Annotated in this window: 8 protein-coding genes; 5 read left to right on the top strand and 3 right to left on the bottom strand. The window is 73.7% G+C overall.

Annotation, left to right across the window (positions count from 1 at the left end):
• Positions 1-40 precede the first annotated feature (40 nt).
• The 3 genes from ACZ58N_RS03575 to ACZ58N_RS03565 form a co-directional block, all read right to left on the bottom strand.
• Positions 41-1774 carry a condensation domain-containing protein gene (locus ACZ58N_RS03575; protein WP_471155098.1) on the bottom strand — a complete coding sequence of 578 codons (1734 nt, stop codon included), beginning with the start codon at positions 1772-1774 and terminating at the stop codon, positions 41-43.
• Entirely contained in the window at positions 1771-3504 is a 1734-nt protein-coding gene (locus ACZ58N_RS03570) for a carbamoyltransferase family protein (RefSeq protein WP_471155095.1), read from the bottom strand. Before ACZ58N_RS03570 ends, ACZ58N_RS03575 begins: the two co-directional genes overlap by 4 nt.
• Before the next feature lie 74 nt (positions 3505-3578).
• The gene (locus ACZ58N_RS03565; RefSeq protein WP_471155093.1) at positions 3579-4193 is read right to left on the bottom strand and encodes a helix-turn-helix domain-containing protein; all 615 of its coding nucleotides are present in this window, start codon (positions 4191-4193) and stop codon (positions 3579-3581) included.
• Between the two features lie 484 nt (positions 4194-4677).
• On the opposite strand from ACZ58N_RS03565, the gene ACZ58N_RS03560 reads away from it, so the two are divergent.
• From ACZ58N_RS03560 to ACZ58N_RS03540, 5 genes are all read left to right on the top strand, one after another.
• On the top strand, positions 4678-6069 hold the full coding sequence (locus tag ACZ58N_RS03560) for a KamA family radical SAM protein (protein ID WP_471155091.1): 1392 nt from the start codon (positions 4678-4680) through the stop codon (positions 6067-6069).
• A 21-nt stretch (positions 6070-6090) separates the two neighbouring features.
• A complete protein-coding gene (gene vioD / locus ACZ58N_RS03555) occupies positions 6091-7251 on the top strand; it encodes a capreomycidine synthase (protein ID WP_471155088.1) in 1161 nt (386 codons plus the stop codon).
• Positions 7252-7256: 5 nt separating this feature from the next.
• Complete coding sequence (locus ACZ58N_RS03550; protein ID WP_471155086.1) at positions 7257-9197, top strand: non-ribosomal peptide synthetase; 1941 nt, start codon at positions 7257-7259, stop codon at positions 9195-9197.
• 254 nt (positions 9198-9451) lie between these two features.
• Entirely contained in the window at positions 9452-10486 is a 1035-nt protein-coding gene (gene vioC, locus ACZ58N_RS03545; RefSeq protein WP_471155083.1) for an arginine beta-hydroxylase, Fe(II)/alpha-ketoglutarate-dependent, read from the top strand.
• 7 nt (positions 10487-10493) lie between these two features.
• Entirely contained in the window at positions 10494-11243 is a 750-nt protein-coding gene (locus ACZ58N_RS03540; RefSeq protein WP_471155080.1) for a hypothetical protein, read from the top strand.
• Positions 11244-11307: the final 64 nt, after the last annotated feature.

Here is an 11307-nt window from a genome sequence, read left to right as displayed (position 1 = left end):
GGGTCGAAGGGGCGACCCGGCGGGATCCGAGGGCGCCGACCTACGCGGCCTCGTCGGACCCGGCCAGGGCGTGCAGGAGGGCGGCGAGGGCCTCCCGGTGCCGGGCGGCGAGAGCGCGCACGGTCGTCTCCCCGTACAGGGCGGTGGAGTACCACCACTCGACGCGCAGCGCCCCGTCCTCGGTGGTGGCGATGACCTCGACCGGGTGCGGGCGCGTCCAGTGCGGGGCCGTGATGTCGCCGACCGGCTCCGGGGCCACGTCCGGCAGCAGGGTGCCCAGGGGCAGCGCGTCGGCGTCGTCGCCCTCGAAGTCGAACGAGACGTTGCTGGGCGGGGCGGCCCGCAGGACCGCCGCGATGCGCGGCCGGCCGTGTCGGGCGAGGGCGCCGTGGCCCACACCGCCGCCGGGGAGGGCCGCGAGGTGGCCCACGGTCCGGGCCAGGCGCTCGGCGGGAGTGCCGGGCGCCAGGTCCAGGCGGACGGGCACCGTGGTGGTGAACCAGCCCGTCGTGCGGGCCAGTTGCGTGTCGCCGACGGTCTCCTCGCGGCCGTGCCGCAGTACGTCCACCCGGACCGCCGGCTCGTCGAGCCCTTCGGCCAGCACCTCGCCCAAGGCGTGCAGGACGAGGTCGCCCGGGTGGGCGCGGTGGACGCGGGCCGCGCTGTGGAGCCGGGCGGTGAGCTCCGCGGGGAACTCCTCGCGGTGGGTCGCCGCGGTGGCGGCGGTGTTCACGGCCCGAGGGTCGGCCACGGGGCGGTCCGGGGGCAGGGCGGCGGGGGTGCGGGCCACATCCGTCCACCACTGCGCCTGCTCCTCCGCCTCGGGGGTGCGGGCGTGGGCCGCGAGGGCCTGCGCCCACTCCGGGTAGGAGGTGCCCTCGACCGGCCACACGTCGGACCGGCCGGTCTCCAGCGCCGCGTACACCTCCTCCAGGTCGGCGAGCAGCACCGACCACGAGACCATGTCGATCGCGATCTGGTGGACGACGATCAGCAGCCGGCCGGGCCGGGCGGGGCCGGCGTCGAAGCGGACGAAGCGGGCCACGCGGCCGGCGTACGGGTCCGGGGAGCGCTGCTCGACCGCGCACCGCAGGGTGATCGCGGCGGGCAGGTCCGCGTCGGGGACCTCCCGTACGTCGACGGTGTCGAGCGCCGGGCCGAGCGCCGCGTCCGCGGGGCCGTCGACGGGCAGCGCCACCGTCCGCTGACGGGGCCGCCGGGCCGGGCGTTCCTCGACGGCGAGGCGTAGCGAGGCGTGACCGGCCACCAGACGGCGGACGGCCTCGGCGAAGAGGTCGGGGTCGACGTCCGGCCGGGTGGTGAGCAGCAGGGCCTGGTTCCACTGCCCGCGCTCGCCGGTCTGCTCCTCCCAGGCCTGCTCCTGGGAGGGCGTGAGGACGACCGGGGCGTGGGCGGCGCCGGGCGGCGCGGCCTCGGTCGCACCGCGCAGGGCGGCCCGTTCGGCGACCATCGCGGCGAGGCGGGCGGTGGTCAGCTCCGGGGCGAACAGCTCGCGCAGCTGCACCCGCACGCCGAACGCCGACTCGACGCGACGGGCGGTGCGGATCAGGTCGAGGGAGTCGACTCCGAGGTCGCGCAGGGGCGCGGTGAGGTCGGCGTCGGGGGTCAGGACGGCCTCGGCGAGCCAGGTCACGAGCCTGGCGCGGACCTCCTCCGCGGACGGGGCGGCCGGGTCGGCGGCCGGGGTCCGCGACCCCGCCGACTCGGCTGCCGGTGCCGGTCCGGTGCCGTGCGGACGTACGGGGGCGGTCACGCGCCGGCCTCCCCGAGGGCATCGGGGGAGCGGCGTATGAGGAACGGCCCGAGGGCGAGGGCGTCCAGGGGCAGCCGGTGGAAGGTGGCCAGGGCGTCGCGCGGGCTGCACACCACCGGCTCGTCACGCCCGTTGAACGAGGTGTTCATGATGACGGCGGCCCCGGTGTGCCGGCCGACCTCGCCGATGAGGCGGTGGTAGAGCGGGTCGACCGCGGCGGAGACGGTCTGCGGCCTGGTGGTGCGGTCGCTGTGGACGACGGCGGGCATGGCCGCGGCCCCGGCCTCGGTCACCGGGGTGGTGACGATCATGTACGGCAGCGGGGTGGAGGTGCCGATGAGGACCTCGGCGGCCTCCTCCTGCATGCTGGGCGCGAACGGGCGCCACGCCTCGCGGTCCTTGATGCGGACGTTGACCCGGTCACGGGTGGACTCGGGGGCGGGCACGGCGACCATGCTGCGGTGCCCCAGCGCACGGGGACCGCCCTCGGCGCGGCCCTGGAACCAACCGGAGACCCCGCCGGCGGCCAGTACGTCGGCGGTGGCGGCGGCGATGTCGGCGGGCTCGGAGTAGGCGGTGCCGGACGCGTCCAGGACACGGCGCATCTCGTCGGGCGACCACTGCGGACCCCAGGCGACCGAACCCGTCATCGGGAGGATCCGGTCGCCCTCCTGGGCGGCGACCCAGACCGCGGCGCCGAGGGAGACGCCCTGGTCGCCGGCGAGGGGCTGGACGAAGAGGTCCCGGACCTCCGGCATCCGCATGATCTTGCCGTTCAGGGTGGCGTTGAACCCGACGCCACCGGCGATCAGGAGCGTGGACTCACCGGTCTCCCGCAGGAGACCGCGGACCAGGCCCATGACGGCCCGCTCCAGGGCGGCCTGGGCGGTGGCGGCGACGTCGCGGTACTCGAACGGGTCCCGATCGGTGACCTTGACGTAGTGCCCGGCGCGGGCGTCGAAGCGGCGGGCGACGCGGTTGGGCGCGTCGGGGAGGGTCTTCTCCAGGTGCTCCAGCCAGTACCGGATGGTGGCCGTCTCCTCGTCCGTCGTGCCCGTGGAGCGCAGGTCGGGCGGGACGACGCCGATGGTGAAGTCCTCGTCGGAGAAACCGAGGGCGCCGGCGAAGGTGAGGTCCCCGGGGGTGCCGTAGGAGGCCAGCCCCATCATCTTGCCGGCGGCGTCCGCGCCGAGCCCGGCGTACTCGCAGACGGCGGCGTAGAAGTAGCCGAGCGACCAGCCGGGGGAGTGGGCGCGCAGCGTCTTGATCGCGCCGTCGATGCCGACGGCCAGGGTGGTGCTCTCGTTCTCGCCCTGGCCGTCTAGGACGAGGATCGCGCCGCGTTCGCGTCCGGAGAGGTGGTAGGCGCTGGCGGCGTGGGCGATGTGGTGGCCGACGAAGGTCAGCCGCGGGTCGCGGGAGCGCGGGAACAGCGCCTTGGGCAGCAGGTGTTCCAGGCAGTCGGCGTCGGTGTCGAACCAGTCCAGACCACGGTCCGCGAAGAGGGTGGGCAGGTCCCACCCGTGGGCGACCACGTCGACGTCGTCCAGGGTGAGACCGCCCTCCGCGAGGCAGTAGGCGGCGGCGTTGAGCGGGGCTTCCCCGTAGGCGTGCTTGTGGCGGGTGAAGCGTTCCTCCTCGGCCAGGGCGATGACTTCGCCGTCCACGACGAGGCAGGCCGCACCGTCGTGGCTGGCGCCGGGCCAGCCGTTGACTCCGAGCACACGCATGTCAGTCCCCAAAGGTCGGTCGGGATCCGCCGGTTCCGCCCAGGGCCCGCAGGGCGCTCGGCGTCCGGTCTCGCCTACGGATCTTGTCGCCCGTCCGGGTTGTACACGACCTGAGAGTTTGTGCGGAGATCCGCCGCGAAGATCGCTGATGCCGCCTTCAACACCGCGTTGGCGTGCCTCAGTTGCTCCACCTCGCTGCGCAGCCGTCGCAGTTCCGCCCGCTCGCCGGCGGTCAACGCGTCCCCGGCGGGACGGCGCGCGGCGGCGACGGGCGGGGCGACGGCCCGGGCGGCGGCGCGCGGCTCGGCCCGACGGGCCGTCGTGGGGGCTCCTCCCGGCCCGGGGCGGCGGCCGGGGGCCGGCGGGGAGGGAGCCGGCCGGCCGGCGCCGCGCGGCTGGCCCCGGGCGGGGTTGTCGCGAGCCTCCAGTTCGCTGCTGAGACGGTGCCAACGCCGGGTCCACGGCTCCGGATCACCCCCGCAGGCGGCCACGTAGGCAAGGGTCACCTTCAACGAGGGCTTGTGCAGTCCGCGAGCCGCCTCCGAGAGGGTGGCCACGGAGTAGTGGGCACGTTTCGCCATGGTCCGGTAGGAGGGGTTGCCGGCCTGTCTCCGCAGACCGCGCAAGGTGTGGGCGAACTCCTCCAGCGGTCCGGCTGTGGGGTCTAACAACCGCTCTGGCCTGGGCATGCTTCTCCCCTGGTGATGAATGGTGTCGAGCGAGGCGCATGTGCTGTGGTGCCGTACAACCCGGTCGGTGGCGCACGGGCCCGCGAGCAGGACCGGTTCGAGGGCCCGGAGACGACCGAAAGACACCGCACCGGACCTCTCGGACATTGGTACATGCCACTGACATTTCCATCAATCGGCAGTCGATGGATCCGGCCACTCGGAGAGCGGGTTCGTCCTAATCGGGCCGGGCCGACCCGCCGTACCGGACAGCCCGTCCCGGGGCGTTCCCCGAACGTTCCGCTTCATGTCGCGGCACGTTGTGCCGTACCGGATCGTCGCCGTTCATTGGCCGTACAACCATCCGCCTTCGGCGCCCTGTTGTACAGGGGCGATCGACCCCAGTGCCCCGTACAACACGCCCTCGTGTACAACGCCGGGGCTCTGCAAGATCGGTTCCCGTAAGCCGATACGGCCGAAACCGACGGGAATGGGTGGCGGGCTGGTGGACACAGCACACGGCCAGACGGAGCCGGCGAGGCTCGAAGGGGTCTACGAGTACCGGAGCATTCCGCTCGCGGAGCCGGACTGGCGGCGGCTGCCCGGATGGCGGACGGTCACCGAGGCCGAGTGGGCGGACCCGCAGTGGCAGCGCGCCCACTGCGTCAAGGACGCGAAGGGACTGCGCGCCGTCGTCGGCGACCTGCTCGACGAGCGGTTCTACGAGGACTGGGAACAGGACCGGCTGCACCGGGCCACCATGTCGGTGCTGCTGCCGCCCCAGATGCTCAACACCATCGCCCCCGACGCCGCGGCGGCCCGTCCCGGCGAGCTGACCAAGGCCTTCTACGACGACCCCGTACGCCGGTACATGCTGCCGGTGTTCTCCGACCGGCATCCCCAATGGCCCTCGCACCCGATGGCCGACCGGGACTCGTTGCACGAGCAGGACATGTGGGTCGTGGAGGGGCTCACCCACCGCTACCCCACCAAGGTGCTGGCGGAACTCCTGTCGACCTGCCCCCAGTACTGCGGGCACTGCACCCGCATGGACCTGGTGGGGACCTCCACCCCTCAGGTCACCAAGAACAAACTCCAACTCAAGCCGGTCGACCGGGCCGACCGGATCCTGGAGCACCTGCGTTCCTCGCCCGGCATCCGGGACGTGGTGGTGTCAGGGGGCGACCTGGCCAACCTGCCCTGGCCGCGACTCGAACGCTTCGTGGACAGCCTGCTCGGCATCGACTCGATCCGCGACATCCGGCTCGCCAGCAAGGGGCTGATCGGCCTGCCCCAGTACTGGAACTCCGCTCCGGTGCTGGACGGCGTCGAGCGGCTGGCCCACAAGGCCCGCGCCCGCGGGGTCCGCATCGCCCTGCACACCCACGCCAACGCCGCACAGCAGGTGACGCCCGCCGTGGCGCGGGCCGCCTGGGCCCTCCTCGGCGCCGGCCTGCACGACGTGCGCAACCAGGGCGTCCTGATGCGCGGCATCAACGACAACGCCCACGACCTGCTCGACCTGTGCTTCGCACTCGTCGACCACGCCGGCATCACTCCGTACTACTTCTACATGTGCGACATGATCCCGAACGCCGAGCACTGGCGGGTGCCGCTGCACCGGGCCCAACTGATCCAACGTCAGATCATGGGCTACCTCCCGGGATTCTCCACCCCGCGCCTCGTGTGCGACGTACCGATGGCCGGCAAGCGGTGGGTCGACCAGGTCGACGCCTACGACCGCGACCTCGGGGTGTCGCACTGGAGCAAGAGCTACCTCACCCCGCTGGAGGCGGCCGACCCGGACGCACACAGCGGCTCCTACCACTACTACGACCCCATCGACACGCTCCCGCTCTCCGGGCAGCGCTGGTGGCGGGAAGCCCGTCAGGGGTAGAGAAGGGACAGTTGCACAGCCATGAGCAGTCTGCTTCCGCGGCGTGAAGAACCCCCGGTGCTGGAGGAGTGGTACCGCCGCCACCTCGGCCCCGACATCCACGACATCAGCTCCAGCGGCGTCCATCCCTACACCTTCGCCGAGATACGCGACCTGTGCCGGATCCCGGTCGACGACCTCGACGCGATCGTCATGGACGACAGCGTCTCCCAGGGCGGCGCCGGCATCCGCCGGGCCGTCGCCGACCGGTACGCGGGCGGCGACGCCGACCGGGTGCTGATCACCCACGGGTCCAGCGAGGCCATCGCACTGACCCTGAGCTCACTGCTGGGACCCGGCGACCGGGTCGTCGTCCAGGAGGGCATCTACCACTCCCTGGGCCACTACCCCCGGGCGGCGGGCTGCGACGTGGTCGAACTGCCGGCCCGCGCGGTGCGCGACGGCGGGATCGACCCCGGTGTGCTGGCCGACGTCATCACCCCCGGTACCACGGCCGTGATCGTCAACTTCCCGCACAACCCCACCGGCGTGACCCTGTCCGCCCAGGGCCTCAAGGCCCTGACGGAACGGACCGCCGAGACCGGCGCGGTGCTCGTGTGGGACGCCGCCACCGCCGAGATCGCCCACCGCTGGGAGGTGCTCCCCGACCCCGGAGCGGACGGCGGGGACACGGTGTCCTACGGCACCTTCTCCAAGACGTTCGGGCTGCCCGGCCTGCGCGTGGGCTGGGCCGTCGCGCCGAAGGAGCTGATCACCGCAACCTTCCCGCTGCGCGACCGGACCACCCTGTTCCTCTCGCCGCTGGTCGAACTGGTCGCCGAGCGGGCCATGCGCCACGCCGACGAGCTCATCGGCGCCCGGGCGGACGGCGCCCGGCGCAACCTCGCGCACCTCACGGACTGGATGGCCCGGCACGCGGACCAGGTCCGCTGGACCCCGCCCGAAGGCGGTGTCTGCGCGCTGCCCGTCTTCCGCGAACTGGAACGCGCCCAGGCCGGACCGCAGGCGGTGGAGCGCTTCTGCCTGGAGCTGCTCGCCCGGTACCGGACCCTGCTGGTGCCCGGTACCGCGTTCGGCATGCCGCACGGCGCCCGGCTCGGCTTCGGTGGCCCGGAGGAGGACTTCCGGGCCGGTCTCGCCGGACTGTCGGACTTCCTGCGGACCCGGGGGGCCGGACGGTGACGGCCGTGACCGGGCCCGACGTGCTCGACCTGTGGGACCTCGCGGTCCGCGACCACGCCGACGGCCCCGCCCTCGTCACCCCGCGACGGGTGCTGTCCTACCGGGACGCGGACCGGCTCACCGACACCTGGGCAGCCTCCCTCGCCGGGCGCGGCGCAGCTCCGGGGAAGCTGGTGGGCCTGGCCTTCGGCGACCCCGCGCGCACCGTGCTCGGCATGCTGGCCGCCCTGAAGGCCGGAGCCGGATTCACCGTCCTCGACGACCGCCTGCCTCCAGCGGCCCGTGCGGAGCTGGTCGTCCGTACCGCCGCGGCCGTGTGGCTCGGCGACGGGCGCCACGCGCCGGAGGGGGCGTACGTCCCGGGCGGCGACGGCGACGGCGACGGTTCCGGGGCGGGCCCCGAGACGGGGACGCGGCCGGCGCGGCACGCCACCGGATCGGACGTGGCGTACGTACTGTTCACCTCCGGCTCCACCGGCCGCCCCAAGGGCACCGTCATCGAGCGGGACGCGCTGAGCCGGTTCGCGCACGCGGTCGCGGAACGGCTCGGGCTGACACCCGGCGACCGCTGGCTCCAGGTGGCCTCACTGGGCTTCGACGTCCTGATCGAGGAGGTGTTCCCCGCCTTCACCGCCGGCGCGGCCGTCGTGTGCCGCGACGACACCCGCGCCCTCGACGCCGAGGAACTGCACCTCACCCTGGACCGGACCGGGACCACCGTGGTGGAACTGTCCACCCAGTACTGGCTGGAGTACGCCCGCTGGCTCGACACCGGCGGCGTCACCACACCCGGGACGCTGCGCACGGTCGTGGTCGGCGGCGAACGGATGGACCCCCGCCCCTACCGGGACTGGCAGGCACGGCAGCCCGCCGCCCTCGCCCACGTCTACGGGCTCACGGAATGCACCGTCAGCTCCACCTTCTACACCGACCAGCTGCCCGCCGACGCCGAGGAGGTGCCGCTCGGCACGCCCCTGCGCGACGTCGACATCAGCATCCGCCGGGACGGCCGACCCGTGCCGGACGGCGAGAGCGGCGAGATCCACATCGGTGGCCCGCTGTTGGCCCGCGGCTTCCTCGACGACGAGGAGGCCACCGCCCGCCGCTTCGTACCCGACCCGTACGCCGCCGATCCCGGCGCCCGCCTCCACGTGACGGGGGACCTGGGCCGGATCGACGCCGACGGCCGGCTGGTCTTCCTCGGTCGGGTCGACGACCGGATCAAGATCCGCGGACACCGGTTGGAGCCGGCGCGGGTGGAACGCGCCCTGTGCGAACTGCCCGGCGTCGACCAAGCGGTGGTCTTCCCCGATCCACGGACCGGCACCGTCCTGTGGGCGTTCACCGTGCCGGCCGATCCGACGACGGCGCCGCTGCCGGGCGAGGCCGTACGCCTCACCGGCACCGGCCGGGACGTGCTGCTGGCGCCGCTGGAGGCCCAACTGCCGGACTGGGCCGTGCCCCGAGTGCTGTACCGGGTGGCCGTCCTGCCGAAGAACCCGCACGGCAAGGTCGACAAGCGGCGGCTGGCCACCTGGGCGGCCACGGTCGCCCGCACCGACGCACCCACGCCGGCGGCACCGCCCGGACCAGGGCCGGGACACGGACCTGATGCGGGACCCGGACCTGGAGACGGGCGCGGAGCGGGGACCGGGGCGGACCAACCGGCGGCCCGCACACCGGGCGGCGCCGCCGAATCCGGTGCGGGGGAGCCCCTGGACACCGTACTGACGCTGTTCCGCGAGGTCCTGGACGTGCCCGGACTCGGCCCCGACGACGACTTCTTCGACCACGGCGGGCAGTCCCTGCTCGCCATGCGGCTGCTCACCCGCCTGCGGGAGGTCCGTCCCACCGCCGGCGGGCTACGGGCGAGCGCCCTCTTCAGCCACCCGACCCCCCGCCGGCTCGCCGGCGCACTCGCCGACCGGGAGACCGCCCTGCCCTGATCGCCGCGTCACCCGACCACCCCGCGATCGGCCACCCACGCCACGGCGCGCCCACGCCACGGGCCACCCGCACCACCTGCCGTCCGCGTCGCGGGCCACCCGCGTCACCGGACGGCACCCACCACCCGACGGCCCCACCCGAGAGCCCCGTTCGGGGGCCGCACGTGAGGGCCCGCACCACCCCGAGGGCCCGCGAACCCGGCTCCGGCCGCCCGCGGGCAGCACCCCATCCCGACCACTCAGCGAGAGTTGGCATGTCGAACCTCACCGACCAGTCCACGCCCGGCTACACCCTGACGCCCGACGAGGCCTCCGCCATCGCGGAACTCAGCCTCGAACTGGCCGCCCGCTACCCGTCCTTCGGTGATCCCGTGCTGCTGCGCGACCTGCCGGGACTCGCAGCCCGCCTGCCCGAAGGCGTGCAGCACTTCCTGCGCGAGTTCAAGCTCGCCGACCGCCAGGGCCACACCGTGATCCGCGGGCACGACTTCGACCAGCAGCGGATCGGCCCCACCCCCGACCACTGGCGGGGCCGCGGCCGCCCCGGCCCCGAGTTCCCCGAGGAGCTGCTGCTGATGATCTACTCGGCGCTGCTCGGCGAACCCTTCGGCTGGGCCACCCAGCAGGACGGCCACCTCGTCCACGACATCTTCCCGATCCGCCGGCACGAGAACGACCAGCTCGGGATGGGCAGCAAGGAACTGCTCACCTGGCACACCGAGGACGCCTTCCATCCCTACCGGAGCGACTACCTGATCCTCGGCGCGTTGCGCAACCCCGACCACGTCCCCACCACGGTCGGTGAGCTCGACCTGTCCTCGCTGTCCGCCGAGGACATCGACATCCTCTTCGAACCCCGCTTCCACATCGCCCCCGACGAATCGCACCTGCCGAAGAACAACACGATCACCTCCGCCGAGGAGGCCGCCCGGTTCGCCACCATCCAACGGATGATCGACGAGCGGCCGCTCGCCCCCTTGCTCTACGGCTCCCGCCTGGACCCGTACATGCGCCTGGACCCGTACTTCACCTCCGTGCCCGAGGAGGACACCGAGGCGCGGCGCGCCTACGACGCGCTGTTCAAGGTGGTGGACGCCGGGATGCGGGAGGTCGTCGCGGACCGGGGCGACGTCCTCTTCATCGACAACCACCGCGCGGTGCACGGCCGGCTGCCGTTCCAGGCCCGCTACGACGGCACCGACCGCTGGCTCAAGCGCGTGTGCGTCACGGCCGACCTGCGGCGTTCCCGCGAGATGCGGGCCACGGCCGACACCCGGTTGCTGGGCTGACGCGCGGGTGCCCACCACCCTGACCGACCTGTCCCGCGACCCGTGGCTGCTGCCCGAGGTCGACGCCCTCATCGGTGCCAACATGCCGGCCTTCATGAGCTGGGAGTCCCCCGGCAACTGGCGTTGGCACGGCATGTACGACCGCTACCCCGCCCATCAGCTCTGCCTGGTGGACGAGGACGGGCGCCTGGTCGCGGCCGCCAACGGGCTGCCGGTCCGCTGGGACGGCAGCACCTCCACGCTGCCGTCCGGCAGTGACGGAGCCCTGGTGGAGGGCGTCGACCACGCCCCGCCGGACCGGCCCGACGCCGTGTGCATGCTGTCCGTGTCCGTGGACCCCGGCCACCGGGCCGAGGGGCACGCGGAACGACTGCTCACCGAGGTCCGGCGGCGGGCCGCGACCGACGCCCCCCGCGGGGTGATCATCCCGGTGCGACCCACCCGCAAGCCGCGCTACCCACTGATCCCGATCGGCGAGTACGCGGCTTGGCGCGGTCCGGACGGGCGCTGCTTCGATCCCTGGCTGCGCACCCACTTCGACCTCGGTGCCCGACAGCTGGGCATCGCTGAGGAGTCCCTGGTGATCCGTCAGCCGGTGCGCCGATGGGCGGAGTTCCTAGGGCATCCGCTGCCCGGCCCGGGGGACCACCTCCTGCCCGGCGCCCTGGCGCCGCTGCGCGTCACCGAGGACGGCCACGGCACGTACGTCGAACCCAACGTATGGGTCCACCACCCCGCGGGCGCCGACACCCGCTGACGCGGCCGGGGCCCGGGCCCCGGCCCGCAACCGCCGTCCGGCCCCACCGCGTCACGTCGTACCG

This window comes from Streptomyces sp. NPDC040432 (assembly GCF_055595445.1).
Note: the sequence above shows the minus strand (reverse complement) of the source record. Positions and strands in the feature narration are given on the sequence as shown.